15 protein-coding genes are annotated in these 16,431 nt (G+C 46.4%); all 15 read right to left on the reverse strand.

Annotated elements, in window-relative coordinates:
• Window positions 1–28 precede the first annotated feature (28 nt).
• The 15 genes from EO93_RS06650 to EO93_RS06720 all read right to left on the reverse strand — a co-directional run bounded on the left by EO93_RS06650 (window position 29) and on the right by EO93_RS06720 (window position 16,360).
• A complete protein-coding gene (locus tag EO93_RS06650; RefSeq protein ID WP_048161636.1) occupies window positions 29–1,744 on the reverse strand; it encodes a glutamate--tRNA ligase in 1,716 nt (571 codons plus the stop codon).
• A 242-nt stretch (window positions 1,745–1,986) separates the two neighbouring features.
• Window positions 1,987–2,292 carry a hypothetical protein gene (locus tag EO93_RS06655; RefSeq protein WP_048134434.1) on the reverse strand — a complete coding sequence of 102 codons (306 nt, stop codon included), beginning with the start codon at window positions 2,290–2,292 and terminating at the stop codon, window positions 1,987–1,989.
• Window positions 2,292–3,026, reverse strand: coding sequence for a fumarylacetoacetate hydrolase family protein (locus EO93_RS06660; RefSeq protein WP_048134432.1), 735 nt, complete (start codon window positions 3,024–3,026; stop codon window positions 2,292–2,294). Before EO93_RS06660 ends, EO93_RS06655 begins: the two co-directional genes overlap by 1 nt.
• 77 nt (window positions 3,027–3,103) lie before the next feature.
• Window positions 3,104–3,883: a dihydroorotate dehydrogenase electron transfer subunit gene (locus EO93_RS06665; protein ID WP_048161596.1), complete on the reverse strand. Its 780-nt coding sequence runs from the start codon at window positions 3,881–3,883 to the stop codon at window positions 3,104–3,106.
• Window positions 3,883–4,788 carry a dihydroorotate dehydrogenase gene (locus EO93_RS06670; protein WP_048161604.1) on the reverse strand — a complete coding sequence of 302 codons (906 nt, stop codon included), beginning with the start codon at window positions 4,786–4,788 and terminating at the stop codon, window positions 3,883–3,885. Before EO93_RS06670 ends, EO93_RS06665 begins: the two co-directional genes overlap by 1 nt.
• A 38-nt stretch (window positions 4,789–4,826) precedes the next feature.
• A complete protein-coding gene (gene hemC, locus EO93_RS06675) occupies window positions 4,827–5,780 on the reverse strand; it encodes a hydroxymethylbilane synthase (protein WP_048134426.1) in 954 nt (317 codons plus the stop codon).
• Window positions 5,781–5,814: 34 nt separating this feature from the next.
• Window positions 5,815–7,089, reverse strand: coding sequence for a glutamate-1-semialdehyde 2,1-aminomutase (gene hemL / locus EO93_RS06680; protein ID WP_048134424.1), 1,275 nt, complete (start codon window positions 7,087–7,089; stop codon window positions 5,815–5,817).
• A 442-nt stretch (window positions 7,090–7,531) separates the two neighbouring features.
• Entirely contained in the window at window positions 7,532–8,506 is a 975-nt protein-coding gene (hemB, locus tag EO93_RS06685) for a porphobilinogen synthase (RefSeq protein ID WP_048134422.1), read from the reverse strand.
• Window positions 8,507–8,640: 134 nt separating this feature from the next.
• The gene (gene hemA, locus EO93_RS06690) at window positions 8,641–9,963 is read right to left on the reverse strand and encodes a glutamyl-tRNA reductase (RefSeq protein WP_048134419.1); all 1,323 of its coding nucleotides are present in this window, start codon (window positions 9,961–9,963) and stop codon (window positions 8,641–8,643) included.
• A 271-nt stretch (window positions 9,964–10,234) separates the two neighbouring features.
• Window positions 10,235–10,909: a bifunctional precorrin-2 dehydrogenase/sirohydrochlorin ferrochelatase gene (locus EO93_RS06695; protein ID WP_048161606.1), complete on the reverse strand. Its 675-nt coding sequence runs from the start codon at window positions 10,907–10,909 to the stop codon at window positions 10,235–10,237.
• A gap of 43 nt (window positions 10,910–10,952) precedes the next feature.
• Window positions 10,953–11,411 (reverse strand): siroheme decarboxylase subunit beta, encoded by a 459-nt coding sequence (gene ahbB / locus EO93_RS06700; protein WP_048134415.1) that lies wholly within the window; start codon window positions 11,409–11,411, stop codon window positions 10,953–10,955.
• Between the two features lie 5 nt (window positions 11,412–11,416).
• A complete protein-coding gene (gene ahbA / locus EO93_RS06705) occupies window positions 11,417–11,980 on the reverse strand; it encodes a siroheme decarboxylase subunit alpha (protein ID WP_048134414.1) in 564 nt (187 codons plus the stop codon).
• Entirely contained in the window at window positions 11,977–13,026 is a 1,050-nt protein-coding gene (ahbD, locus tag EO93_RS06710) for a heme b synthase (RefSeq protein WP_048134412.1), read from the reverse strand. Before ahbD ends, ahbA begins: the two co-directional genes overlap by 4 nt.
• Before the next feature lie 526 nt (window positions 13,027–13,552).
• Window positions 13,553–13,960: a hypothetical protein gene (locus EO93_RS06715; RefSeq protein ID WP_235284136.1), complete on the reverse strand. Its 408-nt coding sequence runs from the start codon at window positions 13,958–13,960 to the stop codon at window positions 13,553–13,555.
• Window positions 13,961–14,176: 216 nt separating this feature from the next.
• Window positions 14,177–16,360, reverse strand: coding sequence for a DUF3160 domain-containing protein (locus EO93_RS06720; protein ID WP_048161640.1), 2,184 nt, complete (start codon window positions 16,358–16,360; stop codon window positions 14,177–14,179).
• Window positions 16,361–16,431 lie beyond the last annotated feature (71 nt).

Genomic DNA, 16,431 nt, shown 5'->3' on the forward strand with positions numbered 1-16,431 from the left:
TTTCCCCTGTCCTTCACATTTTCCGGAATCACTTGTGGGCAAAATAAGCCACAACTTTTTCTCCATCTACGGCATCAATTCTACAGAATCCGAATCTCTCGAACTGGACGATGTTGTCAAGTTCGGCTGCAATCCCGTGTTCTCCTATTCCTTCGATATCGCCTTCAGGACCTCGGACTTTAACAGAAATTCCGTCAACGGGAGCCCAGTGGAGGATTTTTGCTTTTGCTTTTTTAAGGGCTTCAAGAGAAACATCAGAGCGTTTTGCCTGTAGCGGGGAAAGGGAAGTGATTTCGATATTACAGAAATCTTTTAAGCGGAGGACAGAGCCCACTTCAAGTTTTTCTACATCGTCCTTACAGACAAGTACCTTATTTTCTACGGCAATTTCCCTTACACCTCTTGCATGATCAGTGGGGTGGAGCGGAAGTTTAGCAACTGCAGGCTCTGAATCGGTAATTTCCAGTTCTACCGGGTCCCAGACAAAGAAGTACCTATTTGCAATGGGGTCCACGATTTTACGGTTTTCGGCGTAAAGAGACTCCATGCTGATACTCACGTCAGTCATCCCGACTCCCATTTCGATCATGAACTTTTTGAGAGCTTCAGCTCTTATCCCACGGCGCCTGATTGCCCGGATTGTTGGCAGGCGGGGGTCGTCCCAGCCGCTGTATTCTCCGGATTCAATGGATTTGCGCAGGGTACTCGTGCTGAACTTTCCGAACTCGTGGATCTTGACCCTACCCCAGTGGGTGGTCTTCGGGTATGTCCAGCCAAAGTATTTGTAGATGTAGCCCTGCCGCTTTTCGCTGTCCATAAGGTCTTTGCCCCGGATGATATGTGTCATGCCGAGCTCATGGTCTTCGATAGCGCCTGCAAAGTCCAGAAGGGGCCAGACAACGTATTTGTTTCCGATTTCAGGGCGGGGGTGGGACATTTTTCTAATCCTGAATGCACCCCAGTCCCTCAAAGCAGGGTCCTTATGTTTGATATCGGTCTTGATCCGCAGCACAGCCTGCTGGTCTTCATATTCCCCGGCAAGCATCTTTTCCCAGTGCATGAGGTTTTCTTCAGGGCTGGTGTCCCTGTGCGGGCAGGCCTGTTTAGCATCCTTAAACTGTTTGAAGTCCTCCCCTTTACAGAAACAGACGTAGGCTTTTCCCATCTCAATTAGCTTTTTTGCATAATCATAATACATAGGGAAATGGTCAGAGGCATAGACAACCTGGTCAGGCACAACTCCGAGCCATTTGAAGTCGTCCAGATACCAGGTATAGGCTTCAAGCATGGGGCGCTTTATATCAGGATCGGTATCGTCAAAACGCAGGATAAACTTGCCTTCATAGATCTTTACGTACTCGGAATTGACTACCATGCCCCTTGCGCTGCCCATGGTCCCGGGCCCGTTGGGGTTAGGGGCAAAGCGCATTACGACTTTCCCGGTCTCTGCCCCTTCGAGGGGTTTTAAACCCTTGTCAGGCTCTTTCTTTACACTCAGGGCTTCTATGAGCTCTGGAGCAATTTCCGACAGCCGGGCTTCCCAGGCTTCAGGGTTTCCATTAGCAATTTCTGAAACAATAGCTTCAAGTGCCGCAGAGACGGCATTGGGATCGGCCCTTAGCTGAGGGTACTCCCCCATTACCTTGCCCATTACAGCTTTTGGCTGGGGGGCTTTTCCGTATTTTACAGCATTTTGAAGGGCATATTTTTCTATTGATTTAAGATCTTCAGGACTTAAGGTCATAGGAGCTTCTCCAAAAATAAACATGGATTAAATCTTGATTAGATGAGACAAGAATATCACACAAGTTCAACTGAATAGATAAACCCACAAAAAGGGATAAATCCATAAGATGCGCTGAATCCGGTGATTGCGGAAAAAACATGTAAATAGGATTATAAAAAGTCACCGAAGCCCGGAACTCCGGAGAAAAGCCCGGATTGCAAAAAAGCACATCCAGAAAGGGTTTTCAAAGACAAAAGCCTTTACTTCGGAATAGAGACTTCAATTCCCCGTATCCGGGACACTTTCTCATTGATACTACCTAGTTCCCGCTCAAAATCCTGCAGGAATTTAGGGACAGCATCCCCTGGCACCGCACCCTGAGCTGAAGGCTTGATAAGATTTGCCTGCTCAAGGACTCTCAGGGAATAACGCACCTTATGGTTCTGCATCCCGGTAACTTCTGCAAGTTTAAGGATTCCTATGGGACCTTCTTCAATTACCTTTTTGAGCACAATCAGGTGGCGCTCTGCAAGGTCAAGTTCAGTTCCAATTTGCTCAAGAAGCATCAGACAACCTCGTTACTAAGTTTTCCGATTCCCTGGATTTCAACTTCCACAGTATCTCCTCTGTGCAGTTCACCAACTCCAGGAGGTGTACCGGTAGCTATTACATCCCCAACTTCCAGGGTCATAATCTCGGTAATGAATTCAATGAGATAAGGAATATCAAAAATCAGGTTTGAAGTGCTTGATTCCTGTCTGGTTTCCCCGTTTACCCTGCAGGCAATCTTTACATCAGCAACATCAATTTCTTCTGTAGAGACTATATAGGGCCCGAATGCTGCAAAAGTATCAAAACTCTTTGCTCTTGTCCACTGCCCGTCCTTTTGCTGGAGATCACGTGCAGTCACATCATTAAAACAGGTATAACCTGCAATCACGTCTTCGGCTTTTTCGGCTGAAATATTCTTGCAGCGCTTTCCGATTACGACTGCGAGTTCAGCTTCATAGTCTACCCTCGAACTGGATGCAGGGTAAATGATCTTGTCCCCATGCCCTATAACCGCAGAGGGAGGCTTTAAAAAAAGAACAGGGGATTTAGGGACTTCCATGGAAAGTTCTTCGGCATGATCTTTATAGTTCAGGCCAACACAGACGATTTTAGAGGGGAATGAGGGTGGTAGAACGCGAAGTTCCGAGAGTTCAAATGCCCCGGCAGAGATCCCTCCATTGGGATACACACGCCCATCTTCGATTTCCCCATAAAAAATATTATCTCCTGACCTGAACCTTCCAATCATATCTTTGCCTTCCTCATCCTGTATTCGTGGAGCTTTTTACCTGCTCTCTTTCATTTTTTTAAATGATATATAGAAACTTAAATTTTAACTCTTCGCCCACTGGCATCCCGGGAATATTTTCCGAGTTCCGAACCAATGAGTTGAACCCCGGAAAACACAGGCCCGTCCTTGCAGACCCGAAGCCCGGAATGGTCTATGCAGCATGCCCCGCAGACTCCGATGCCGCATTTAAAATAGCGGTGGAGGCTGAACTCTGACTTTTCCAGAGCCTTTCTCTCTTCAAGAAGCCTGAAAACCGAAGACATCATTATTTCAGGGCCGCAGACTGAAATTCTGTCATAGGCTGCCATGTCAAGGCTTTTGAGGACATCAGTCACAAACCCTTTAACTCCTTTTGAACCGTCGTCGGTAGAGACATAAACCTTTCCAAGAGCTTCAAATCGCCCTTCAAAAAGCAAGTCTCCGGCACTCCGTGCTCCAAGAATAGTATGCACCTCAGCGCCTGCAGCAAAGGCTGCCTCGGCATAAGGAGATAGGGGAGCAGCTCCGACCCCGCCAGCTATAACAAGTATTTTTTCGCCTTTAACAGGAAGGGTAAAGCCCTTTCCGAAAGGACCCCTGAGCCCGAAAGAATCTCCTTCTTTTAACTCAAAGAGCTTTGAGGTTGCCTCCCCTACCTTCTGGACAGTTATGGAATTATTTCTGGAAAGGCCCATAGGAATCTCGTCCACGCCCCTGATCCAGACCATTACAAACTGCCCCGGCCCCATATCCTCAAACCTGGGGTCAAAGAAAAAAGTCCTGACAGCAGGGGATTCTTCAGTTATCTGTGTTATTGTAGCATTAAGAGGAAGCATCAGACCATCTCGTGGGCAAGCCCTATAATTTTCTTTATATCCGAATAACCTTTCCTCTCGAGGAAAGCCTCTATTCCTGCACCGATTTCAGAGAAGATATCCACCCGGTCATATACCGCAGACCCGACCTGGACAGCGGTTGCCCCTGCCATCATCATTTCCACGGCATCTTCCCAGGAAGAAACTCCTCCTACACCGATCACCGGTATTTCCAGGGCAGTGTAGAGGTCGTAGACGCATTTGACGGCTACGGGCTTGACAGCCTTTCCAGAGAGCCCTCCTGAACGGTTTCCAAGCACCGGATATCCGGATTCAATATCAATAGCCATTCCTTTTAAAGTGTTGATTGCAACAACAGCGTCTGCGCCCCCGGCTTCTGCTGCATTTCCGATGCATGTGATATCTGCAACATTGGGGGTCAGCTTGACCCAGACAGGAACGTTAACAACATCTTTCACAGCCGCCGTAACTGCCTCTACCAGGCAGGGGTTTGAACCGATTGCAGCCCCATAACCTTCAGCGTGGGGGCAGCTCACGTTCAGCTCGAAGGCATCAGGCTTTGCAGGAAGCAAGCCCTGAGCAACTTCAGCAAACTCAGACGGATTCCCGCCGAAAATGCTTGCAATTACCGGAGCTGGAGAGTTATTTTTTGCAAACTCGAGCTCCTGCAGGAAGCTGGGATAGGAAGGGTTCGGAAGCCCCATGGCATTTAAAAAGCCGCAGTCCAGCCTGACCATGCTGGGGTTGTGGTGTCCGGTTTTCGGGGTGGGACCTATGGATTTGGTCACAACTGCACCTGCGCCCCCTTCACGCGCAACCCTGCAGAGGGAAGCGCCGGTTGTCCCGAGCACCCCGGCTGCAAGAATGGTCGGGTTTTTTAATTTAAGTCCGGTGAGAGTATACATTACATAACTCCATTTCCTGCCCGCGGGCAGTCTCTGTATCAATAATCGTATGAACCTTCTGTACCGCAGGCGTCTCCGGAGATCTGAAGGAGCGCTTCTTCCGCCAGCCTCTTACCCCCCATCTCCACAAGCCTGTGCCCCAGTTTCCTGGCTCTCTCAATACCACCAATCATCGGGATAGACTCCTCAACCCGGACAACTTCTCTGCCATCCAGGGAAAGGACTTCAGCCAGAACATGAATTTCTTTCTTATCAGGTTTAAGCTCGGCATAGGAGCCAATAGGAGTTGTACAGCCCCCTCCAAGTTCGGAGATCAGGATGCGTTCGAGTTCAGTAACAATCCGGCTCTCGGTATGATCAAGTTTGGAAACCGCAGCTTCAGCCTCAGTGCCTGCCCTTGTCACCACTGCAACCGTGCCCTGGTTCGGGGAAGGGCAGAAAAACCCAGGGGAAAGGATTTCTCCTTCAAGGTCCCAGCCCATACGCTCAAACCCTGCCTTCGCGAGCAGAATACCGTCATACTGCCCTTCTTTAAGCCTCCTGAGCCTGGTGTCGATATTGCCTCTGAGCTCCTGAGTAATAAGGTCAGGCCTGTAACGCTTGATCTGGGCAGCCCTTCTCAGGGAGCTGGTGCCTATAATGGACTGTTCAGGCAGTTCGTCAAGAGTAGTCCCATCGTATGTAATCAGGACATCAAATGGAGTGTCACGCTTCAGAACTGCGGCAGTAGGAAGCTCCGGCGGGCGGATTGTGGGCATGTCCTTCATCGAATGGACAGCGATGTCGACCTCTCCTGCAAGCATGACATCGTCCAGTTCCCGGACAAAAGCCCCGACTCCTCCGGATACGGCATGCAGGGGACGGTCAGTAAACCGGTCTCCGCTGGTTTTTATAATCTTAATACTGGTTTCAACGCCCTGTTCCTTAAGAAGGCGTGCAACATTCTCGGTCTGGGCAAGCGCAAGCTGGCTGCCCCGGGTACCTATGATCATTTGGAATCCTCAAACGTTTTAAAAGATAAAATCTTCAGAGATTTTCCATATAAGCTTCAAGGGTCTTTTCAAGGTCTTCTTCGCTGTGGGCTGCAGATATGAAGTTAGTCTCAAACTGGGACGGAGGCAGGAAAACCCCGCTTGCAAGCATCCTGTGGAAGAATGCAAAGTAGCCATCCTTGTCACACTTCAGGACCTCCTGGTAATTATGAGGCTCTGCCCCGAAGAAAATCTTGAACATGGAAGCAATTCCGCACACATTATAGTCAAGTCCTTCATCCTCAACGATTTCCGAGAGCACAGTGCGCATGTAATCTCCGGTTGAATTCAGCTTTGCGTGAATATTTTCCTCTTTCAGGTAATCAAGCATGGCAATGCCAGCTGCCACCGAGCAGGGGCTTCCGCTGAAGGTCCCTGCCTGATAGACAGGCCCGGAAGGTGCGATCATTTCCATAATTTCCCGGCGGCCGCCAAAGACCCCTATTGGCATGCCCCCGCCTACGATCTTTCCGAGGGTGGTCATGTCAGGCACGACCCCGAAGTATTCCTGCGCCCCGCCCATTGCGAGCCTGAACCCGGTAATAACCTCATCGAAAATGAGAAGTACATCATTTTCCAGCGTGAGCTTTCTGAGTTCTTCCAGGTATCCGGGTAACGGGAGAACAGGGCCTATATTCCCCATTACAGGCTCTATGATCACTGCTGCAAGATCGTCCCTATTCTTTTCCACAAGTTCGGTCATTGTTTCAATATCGTTATAGGGAGCCTGCAGGGTATGTTTGGTGAAATCTGCAGGAATGCCGAGGGAATCGGGCTCTCCAAGGGTAGTAGCCCCTGAACCGGCCTTTACGAGCACCGCATCATGGGCGCCGTGAAACCCACCTTCAATCTTGATGAATTTATTTCTGCGTGTAAAGCCGCGGGCAAGGCGAAGGGCACTCATGGTGGCTTCCGTGCCTGTAGAAACGAAACGGAGCATATCAATGCTGGGATAATAGCCTGCAACCTTTTCTGCGAGGGTTACCTCAAGCTCGGTGGGAGTTCCGTAGAGCCAGCCTTTATCGAGCTGAGTTTTTATTGCCTCCTTTATTACCGGATGGTTGTGCCCGAGGATAGCAGGACCGTAGGCAAGGCAGTAGTCAATATATTCGTTTCCGTCAAGGTCCCTTATCTTCGAACCGTCCGCAGAAGCGGTATAGAAAGGATAGGGTTTGATTGCGCGCACCGGACTGCTAACCCCACCAGGGATGAGGGTCTTTGCTTTCTCATACATCTGTCTGGACTTATCAAGTGTTACCTCAAACGTCATGGAAATCTCACCGGATGGACTTAAATGTTCAATAAAGGACTGTAAATAGATTAATTTGAGTAAATTAAATTGACTAGATTAAATTGAGTAAATTAAATTGAGTAAATTAAAGGGACTTTTGAGTTAAAAAGACCTGAAATAAAGGTCAATTCCCGGACTGAAATAAATTCCTGACTTAAAGTTAATCTTTAAGCAAAGCAGGCTTTATTTTTCAAGTGGGCTTTCAGGAGTGAGCTTCTGGATTAAGCTAATGCTCTTTTCTGTGCTCCTTATTATCTTTATAACAGAGCCTTCACCTATTAAGCAGTTATTGATGGAAGCAACCATTGATGATAGCATACAGGCAAAAGACAGGCTTAAAAACAAAAGGTAAGAAAAGGAGGCGGGAAAGAAAGCCCTGACTGAAACCTCCTAAAAACAGGAATGCCTGAAAAGAAAGCAGTTACTTCAGCATCCGAGCAGCATCCTTTGCAAAGTAAGTAATGATGAAATCCGCCCCTGCCCTCTTGATCGAAATAAGGGACTCGTACATGGCTTTTTTCTCATCAATCCATCCATTGGCTGCGGCTGCCTTGATCATGGAATACTCCCCGCTTACGTTGTATGCGGCTGTTGGCATCCCGAACTCACTCTTAACTCTGTATATGATATCCAGGTAGGGAAGCGCAGGCTTTACCATCAGGATGTCTGCCCCTTCTGCCACATCAAGGGTTACTTCCCGGAGAGCCTCGTCACTGTTTGCAGGGTCCATCTGGTAGGTCGAGCGGTCCCCGAAGGAATAACCCGATTCAGCAGCTTCCCTGAAAGGTCCGTAGAAAGAAGAATGGTATTTTGCGGCATAGGACATAATAGGAATATTCTCAAAGCCGCTGAAGTCAAGCGCCTGCCGGATTGCGTCTACCATTCCGTCCATCATTCCCGAAGGAGCTACCATATCAGCTCCGGCTTTTGCATGGCTGATAGCAATTCTCCCGAGGACTTCAAGAGTAGGGTCGTTAAGGACTTCTTTAGTTTCAAAGTCGATTATCCCGCAGTGCCCGTGGCTCGTATACTCACACATGCAGATATCCGTGATCACTACAAGTTTGTCTCCGAGTTCGGCTTTGATTCTTCTGACAGCTTCCTGAATGACGTCAGTTTCCCCGCAGGAAGAGCTGCCCTCTGCGTCCTTGAATGCAGGCACTCCAAAAAGGATCACTGCAGGAATCCCAAGCTCTGCAATCTCTTTTGCCTCTTTTGCAACTTCTGAGAGAGGAAGATTGTATATTCCGGGCATGGAGGAAATCTCAACTGGGGAATCGATATTCTCGTTTACAAAAATAGGCATGACCAGGTCGTTTGCGGATAAGGTAGTCTCCCGCACAAGGTCCCTGATTTTTCCCGTCCTCAACCTTCTTAACCTGACTTCTGGAAACATGTGATCACTCCTGAAATATGAATTGTTTTACCTGTGAATTCGTTAAGAAATATTAACTGCTTTACCTGTGAATTGCTTTAATTTGGAGATTATTTCTGCCTGTAATTGCTTCTGCTTTCCTTTACGTTTCGGCCTTAATCTTTTACAGCATATTGCTCTTTAACCTGTGCCTGTTCTTTTGTGCAGCCGGGTTTCACGTTTTCAACCCTCACCCTGTCTTTATCGAGGCAGAAGACCTTTGAAACCACATCAAGAAACTCTTCGTTTCCGAGTTCTGCAGCCTGGCGGAGGACTTTGGTAGGCTCGGCCAGGATCTTGTTGACAATTGAATGAGTGAGATCATCAAGCACCTCGGTTTCGATCTCCCCTATAGTATGATAGGCACTGAGCCGGTTAACTGCTTTTTCCCGTTCCCTTACGCGGACATCATAGACCTGCCGGTAAAGCTCGGAAATCAAACGGTCAGCTTTTTGGCGTTTGTACTGGAGATTTAAAAGCCGGATTTCGTCCTGGATAATGGCTTCAGCCTTTTTTGCTTCTTCTTTTCGCATCTTCAGGGTCCTTTCACTGATGACCCTCAGGTTATCGATATTGCAGAGCTCAACATTTTCGAGCTCCGCGACGGATTCCTCAATATCCCTGGGATTTGCGATATCGATAAGAAGGAGTTTTCTGTCCCTGTCCTTCACGGCTTTTTCAATAATCTCCCGCGTAAGGATATAATGGGGAGCTCCAGTGCCGCTGATCACGACATCCGCACCCGGGAGATAGGACCTGATATCATCAAGCTTGACCGCGTGACCTCCTAGCTCGTAGGCGATTTCTTCGGCTTTCTTAAACGTGCGGTTTGCAATGTAAATAGCTTCGATATCCTTTTCGGCAAGAGCCTTTGCAACCAGGACTCCTATTTCCCCGGCTCCGATAACAAGCACGGATTTTCCTGTGAGCCCCCCGAAGATATCTTCAGCAAGGTCTACAGCTGCAGAACCTATGGAAACCGAACCCTTATTGATCAGGGTCTCGTTCCGGATCTTCTTGCCCACCTGGATAGCCTTTTCAAAAGCCGTATCAAGGATTTTTCCAGTTGTTCCCGCTTTCTTGGAATAGGCATAGAGATCCTTTATCTGCCCCAGGATCTGGTCTTCTCCTACAATCATGGACTCGAGTCCCCCTGAAAGCCTGAGCAGGTGTTCCAGAGACTCGTCGTGCCCATAAAAGTCGATGATGTGGGTGGAAGCTCCCATTTCCTTTGCAAAAGAGAAAAGTATACTGCTGCTTTTGGGGGAAACTATGTAGATTTCAACACGGTTGCAGGTTTTTAAGACGACGCACTCGTACACATACTCATGGTTGTACAGGTTATGGAGCAGCCCGTCCAGATCTCCGTGCCAGGCGGATTCCATTTCCTCAACCTTCGCTTTTTTATGGGATATAACCATACTTGAGATTTCTGTCACAGAGAGCCTCCGGATAGAATGAATACAGGAAATAGAATGAATAATATAAGGAGTTGTAAATTAAACTTTGTCCAGAAATCCTCAACCATTTTTCACTTAAGGGTTTCTATTTAAAGGGTAATTAAAGAATCATCAGCCATTTTTCACTTAAGGGTTTCTATATAAAGGGTAATTATTTAAAGCATTTTCATTCACAGAACGTTTCCTTTCGCAGAGTAACCCTTTTCCTTTCAATATACTCTGCATGTGCCTGTGAACCTCCAGCCTGATTTTACAGGTCGGAATTTCCGGAATTATCTGAGATTATGGCATATGCGATTTCTGCTGCCTTTTCATATGATTCGGAAAATCCATTCCAGACACTTTCGCTTTCAAGGACTTTCCAGAGAAGGGCTTTCCTTTTCCTCTGCTCCTTTATGTGCAGTTTGAGGTAAGTCCTCAACTCGTCCTGAAGCCGGATCATATCGGAATATGCAGGAGTTATCACGCCTTCGATCTGCCTGCGGGTGTATTTAGAGACCGCAGGACTGTGCCCAAGGGTGGAGATCCCTATCACAAGGTCTCCTCTTTTGATGACTGATGGGATTACAACATTACCTAAAGCATCCACCTGATTAATCAAAATATCGCTTTCCCCTGCAATATCAGTGATTTTCCGGTTAAGTTCGGAACTGCTGGTTGCAGGAATAACAAGAAAAGCCCCTGAAATGATTTCCCTTAGCTCGGAATCCGCTGCCGCCGTAAGGTCAAGCCGGATCAGCCTTACCTGCCCTGATGCTCCAAGTTCCTGCAGCCTTTCGGAGAAATCAAGGCTGACAACGACAGTATCCGCACAGCCGCAGAAAAGCTCAGCCTTGCGCTCCCCAACAGAACCGCCTCCGAAAATCACGATTTTCCTGCCTGAAAGGTCAAGCATTAGGGGGAGAAAATTATTTGTTCCAGCCATTTTCAGGGACCTCGATATATAAGATGAATTAATTAGTCAGCCCTTAAAGCCTGACTCCTGTTTTCTTGAACTCCCTGTCACTGAAGAAAAGGGTATAATCCTTAACCCCGGTAGCTTCCGAAATCCTTTCAGCCACTTTTTCGCAGTCTTCGGGAGTATAGGAATGGACCATTGTAAACAGGTTGTACTGCCAGTCAGGATAACGGGGGCGTTCATAACAGTGCGTAACTTCGGGAAATTCAGCCATGATATTCCCTACCGTTTCGATCTGCTCATCCGGGACATTCCAGACACACATTGCATTGGCTGTTATGCCTATGGCTCTGTGCCCGATTGAAGCCGCAAAGCGACGGATCTTCCCGGCTTTCTGGAGGCTTTTAAGCCTGTCAACAACCTCCTGTTCACTGATTCCAAGTTCGGCAGCAAATCCCCTGAAGGGAGAGTGTGTAATCGGAATTCCGTCCTGCACGAGTTTTAGCAGTTTTACATCCGTTTTATCCATTTTTTTCACCTGATATCAAACTTTACCTGGATCTTAAACAGGTGCTTTGTAGGAAGATCAAGAAGAGGACAGCCTGTTTTCTCCCGAATTTCGCTGAGAATCCTCTCAAGCCTGTTTTTATTAGGAGCAGAAAGCGTAAACCAGAGATTATATTGTGCAGCACTTCTGAGATAATTATGGGAAACTTCAGGATACTCGTTAATAAAAATAGCAACTTCCTCTATGCGGGACTCAGGCACTTTCAGGGCTACAAGAGTACTTACGCCCCCCATATTTCTCATGCTGAGGATAGGGCCTACCCTTCTTACTGCCCCTTTCATGTTGAGTTCACGCAGCCTTTCAATGACTTCAGTTTCCGGAAGCCCGAGAATCTCGCCTAACCTTGCAAAAGGTTCGACTTCGAGGGGGACTTCCTGCTGGACCAGGTTGAGGATTTTCTTATCGGTTTCGTCAAGTTCTATTACCGGAACTTCCCTGTCATAAGGATCCATATCACAGGAAAAATCGGCAGCCTCTTTCTTGAGCTGATCTTTTAAATTATCAATGTCAATCATCTGGATCACTATCATTTTTTCCCAGGCCTGTAAATACAGTAAGGCTCTTCTTCGAGATAGTCGCCTGTAGCAGCATAGGCTCTTGCCCTGCAGCCTGCGCAGACTTTTTTGTATTCACAAATCCCGCACTTTCCTTTAAGCTCTTCGGGATCTCTCAATTTCCTGAAGACCTCGGAGTTTTCCCAGACGTCCCTGAAAGACTGTTCCCTGATATTTCCAGCCAGTACGGGAAGGTAGCCGCAGGGATAGACCTCTCCAACGCTTGATACGAAGCAGAAGCCAGTCCCTCCGAGGCAGCCCTTTGTCATGGCTTCGTAGCCATGGGTTTTTACGGAGATCTCGATGCCTTCTTTTTTTGCCCTCTGGCGCATTATCCTGAAATAGTGGGGAGCACAGGTCGCTTTCAGCTGGATTTCCGATTCTTTCTGCATGTCATAGAACCAGTGCAGAACACGCTCGTAGTCCACAGGGGAAACCTCATCGGATTCTTCTCCCCTGCCTGTGGGCACAAGGAAAAAGACATGGTACGCAACTGCCCCGAGCTCTTTTGCAAGCTCAAAGGTTCTCGGGATCTCCTCAAGGTTGCGCCTTGAAATCGCTGTATTGATCTGGAAAGGAAAATCTGCTTTCCTGAGGACTTCGATGCCTGCAAGAGTTCTATCAAAGGCTCCCGGCATGCCACGGAACTCATCATGGGTCTTTGCAATCGCTCCGTCGATACTTATGCTGAGCCTCTGCACCCCGGCATCTCTTAATTTATCCACAAGCTCAGGGGTCAGCAGAGTGCCGTTTGTTGCGAGCACTACTCTGAGCCCGGCATCAGTCCCGTAACGTGCGATCTCGAAGACATCCGCTCTGGTGAGAGGTTCGCCTCCGCTAAGGATGAGAATTGGTTTTCCAAGCTCTACAACTTCGTCAATGAAATGCTTAGCTTCTTCAGTTGTAAGCTCACCTTCAGGAACCGAGGAAGTAGAAGCTCCCCTGCAGTGCACGCAGTTCAGATTGCAGCCCGCAGTAAGTTCCCATGCGATAAGTCTTGGTGCATTTGTCATGGCAATCAGAGATTAATGGTTTATATTAATGGAAGTCAGAGATTTAATGGAAGTCAGAGGGAAATGAGATTTACAAATTAATGATAATTAGGAAGTAAAAATCATAATCTGAAGACTGAATAGAAATCAGAACCAATTTTACTTAAAGTTAATCTAATTAAAACTTGAGAGGTCATATTAATAAAGTAATATTAATATTCTGTCATTTCAAACAATGACCTGTGAAAAGAGAAGAGGAAGTCATGTATTCATCCGAATGGTGGACTGAAGATTTTATTACTATATTATTATGATACTTCAATCTCCGCCTGAGCAGAGGGATGCTCGGACAGATTACATCAGTTTGAGAATCCGCAGCCCGGTAGGAAAATACTTTCTGGATAACGATATAGCATTTGGAAGTTGAGCGTTAGTGGGGGGGCCAGTCTTAAGATTACTGAAAAGCTTGCAAAAAAGAAGCTTACTAAAAACAGGAATAAACTACTTCAAAATAGGTTTTATGTGAGTCTGGCCCCATTTTTTAATTATTCCTTTTTTACGTCATTTCTGTAATGGACACGTTGAATTCTCCACTTTCATTGATTAGTTCAAAGATTACAGTGTTTGTAAGGTGTGGAGTTGAATAATATATTGCTGACATATTTTCAGATACAATATGGTAATGATAATCCCCGGATGCGAAGTACAAGTACCCATCCTTAAATGGGTTTGACCATTTTAGTAAAAGCTTTTTTGGTTTTTCTACACTTACAGTTTGTCCTGAATTGAGCTGATAATTTGTTTCTTCAAAATACTCTCCGTTGTATCCAGTAATTCTGATGGTTGCGTTATGTGGGTGTTCATCATAATTCGTGATCGTATAAAGTGGTTCGATTGTCGTGAACGCCAGTGGTGCTATAATAAGAAACATCATAAAGAAAAAGAAAATTAAAACTACTGCCATTATTTTATTAAATAGACTCACCTTATCACTCCTTTGTAAAGTAGCAAAATAACAATTTTTGTTGTTCTGTATATGTGCGAAAGCGTTCCTTCTGAAAATTATGCTTCATAATTGCACACTTCAGGAGAGGTTCCTCGCTTTTGTTTGTATTATCAACGCGTATTCTTAACAAGAAAAAAATGGATGAAAAAGATAAGCTATTCAGGATAGCATCTTTTATCCCCTAAAGGACTCAACCCATTCCGGCCTTTCAGGAGGATTATTTTTAAGCATTTCTCTCCACTCTTCATCCGTCAATCTTTTTCCCGGAGGCTGCAAGAACTCATAATAACTCATTACAGGGCCTGCCCCGAGCACAATCCTGCCGTCAGGCTGTTTATAGGCTACTACTATCAGGTCCAGTTTTCCGGTTCCTTCTTCCAGAACTCCGGCGGGAGATGTGTAAACATCCGCAACCAGAGTGGACATCTGAGACTTTATATCCACATTCTCAAGCATTGGAGCTATGTTTTGTCCGAAATTCCTGATGAATTTGTACTCTGCATCTGTCAGTTCTTTGTTTTCAAGCTCTTTAATAGAGATTTCCAGCAGTATTTCAAGAGTGTTTTCAAGAGTTGTGAAATCTTCATCTGACTGTTCATCAAGAACTTCCATTTCCGCCAGCCCGCTGTGTGCCATTTTAGTAAGGGCAAGCATCCTTGCATAAAATTCTGGAACTGGTTCCACATATCCCTGAACACGTTTCTCTTTCGGGGGAGGAGGACCTGTAAAGTACTCCTGCTTTGCATAGAGGATGGTATCATGCCTGAGCTCGGTCCAGGAAGCAAGGGCTGCATTAAGCTGTTTATCTTCCCAGGCTTTATTTTGCATGAAGGTGGGATACCCTTCGGGATAGCTTACAAGGAGAGGCTTTAAAGCATATAGTTGAGCCCAGTAGAGGTTTTTATTCCAGTCCTCCTCATCAAAAGCCCCAAATTCTTTTTCGAGAGACCGGTAGCGGTTTTTGTATTCTTCATTTTCGGAAACACCCATATTTTTCAGGTGTTCTCTGGCCCTTTCAGAACCAAGGAGGCCCATGATGTTCAGGGCGGGAGGATTGAGCTTCTGGAGAATATAGGAGTCAGGAATGTAGCGCTGACCCATGAACCGGAACCCTTTTGCGGCCTCAAAGGTTTCGTTTTCAGTTTCAGAGCCTGCCGGAATTAGTTTCCCGGTTCCGCCGTAGATTTTGGGGCTTTCATATTTATCCAGCTCGGTTATCAGTTCTGCAAGGCTTTCATTGTCAAAACTCACTCCGGACCTATCATTCCCAAAAACAGTATCCAGAGCTTCTGCATATTCATAGGGCCCGAGATCATCGGAAAACCCGACATAGAAAGCCGTCACATAGTAAATTCTGTCCCATCTTGCCCGGAGGTTTTTGCTCCTGTCAAAATGGTCAGAAATTAAAAATGCCTGCATAGTCTGAATTCTTTCTTCATTTTCCTGGTACTCTGCAGCTAATTCTTCTGCCGTTGATTCTTCTTCAGTAATCATGTCCGACTGAAGGAACATACTTATTCGACCGTGCCACATCATGGCCTTGAAATATTTCTCCAGGATTTCCGAGTTAGTGTAGTGTCCTCTGGGCACATACTGAGAATAATCTTCGTTGTACTTGAAAATAGGAGAGGCTTCAAAGCCTTCATGAGATTCTATAAGAGCAAGCTCGGCTTCAACATCATCTTTTACAAATTCAGGAACCTTAAACTGAGACTTTATCTGATTCTCTTCTGGCTGGAGCAGGCTCAAAGCGACCGCAAAATATGCAACATTTCTTCTTGCAGCTTCCTTTTTCCCTCCTGATGCGCTGTTATAATCATATATGGAGGCTTCAAGAAGAGCTTTGTCAAGTTTCCAGAGCTCGGAGTAAAATTCCTCAGATTCTACCCTTTTTAGCGTCTCATCAAACTGGATGTGATAAAGGTGAAGAAGAGAATCCGACGTAATGAAGATAGGAACATCAGCTATTTTCAGGTCTCGATAAGTTTCATTTACCAGTGTTTTCCCTGTTATCAATTGATTTTCGGAATCTTCACCTGCGAGTACAACAAATCCATTTTTGTACAGCAAATTCCTGCTTTCGTTTGTAAGGGGAATTTTCTGAGTGAAATCGTTATAATTTGCAATTTCGGAAACCTTTAGGGGCAGAGAATAAGCAGGAACTTCAGGCTCGAACTGCAGATTTTCTTTCCTGTAATATCCGGAAAAGGAGCTTTGCTTTTCAAGGGTATTGCTCTTTTCAGAGAAGGTTTCTTCAGGAGCAGCTTCTGCGGCATTATTAAATGAACTGTCCTGATCATCTATTACTTCTTCCGGTCCTACGGTATCATTAAATGAACCGTCCAGGTTATCGGTCATTTTTTCCGGTCCGGTCTCATTGACGGGTTCGCTGCTGCTGTCGATGCAGCCTGATCCGGAGATCAGCGAAA

The organism is Methanosarcina sp. 1.H.A.2.2 (assembly GCF_000979975.1).
GTDB lineage: Archaea > Halobacteriota > Methanosarcinia > Methanosarcinales > Methanosarcinaceae > Methanosarcina.

Coding starts and splice junctions, on each gene's coding strand:
- EO93_RS06715 (WP_235284136.1), bottom strand. CDS start 13,960: ATGGCAGTAGTTTTAATTTTCTTTTTCTTTATGATGTTTCTTATTATA.
- ahbB (WP_048134415.1), bottom strand. CDS start 11,411: ATGGATAAAACGGATGTAAAACTGCTAAAACTCGTGCAGGACGGAATT.
- EO93_RS06695 (WP_048161606.1), bottom strand. CDS start 10,909: ATGGCTGGAACAAATAATTTTCTCCCCCTAATGCTTGACCTTTCAGGC.
- EO93_RS06660 (WP_048134432.1), bottom strand. CDS start 3,026: ATGATTGGAAGGTTCAGGTCAGGAGATAATATTTTTTATGGGGAAATC.
- ahbA (WP_048134414.1), bottom strand. CDS start 11,980: ATGATAGTGATCCAGATGATTGACATTGATAATTTAAAAGATCAGCTC.
- EO93_RS06665 (WP_048161596.1), bottom strand. CDS start 3,883: ATGCTTCCTCTTAATGCTACAATAACACAGATAACTGAAGAATCCCCT.
- EO93_RS06650 (WP_048161636.1), bottom strand. CDS start 1,744: ATGACCTTAAGTCCTGAAGATCTTAAATCAATAGAAAAATATGCCCTT.
- EO93_RS06670 (WP_048161604.1), bottom strand. CDS start 4,788: ATGTATACTCTCACCGGACTTAAATTAAAAAACCCGACCATTCTTGCA.
- hemL (WP_048134424.1), bottom strand. CDS start 7,089: ATGACGTTTGAGGTAACACTTGATAAGTCCAGACAGATGTATGAGAAA.
- hemC (WP_048134426.1), bottom strand. CDS start 5,780: ATGATCATAGGTACCCGGGGCAGCCAGCTTGCGCTTGCCCAGACCGAG.
- EO93_RS06720 (WP_048161640.1), bottom strand. CDS start 16,360: ATGACCGATAACCTGGACGGTTCATTTAATGATACCGTAGGACCGGAA.
- EO93_RS06655 (WP_048134434.1), bottom strand. CDS start 2,292: ATGCTTCTTGAGCAAATTGGAACTGAACTTGACCTTGCAGAGCGCCAC.
- hemB (WP_048134422.1), bottom strand. CDS start 8,506: ATGTTTCCAGAAGTCAGGTTAAGAAGGTTGAGGACGGGAAAAATCAGG.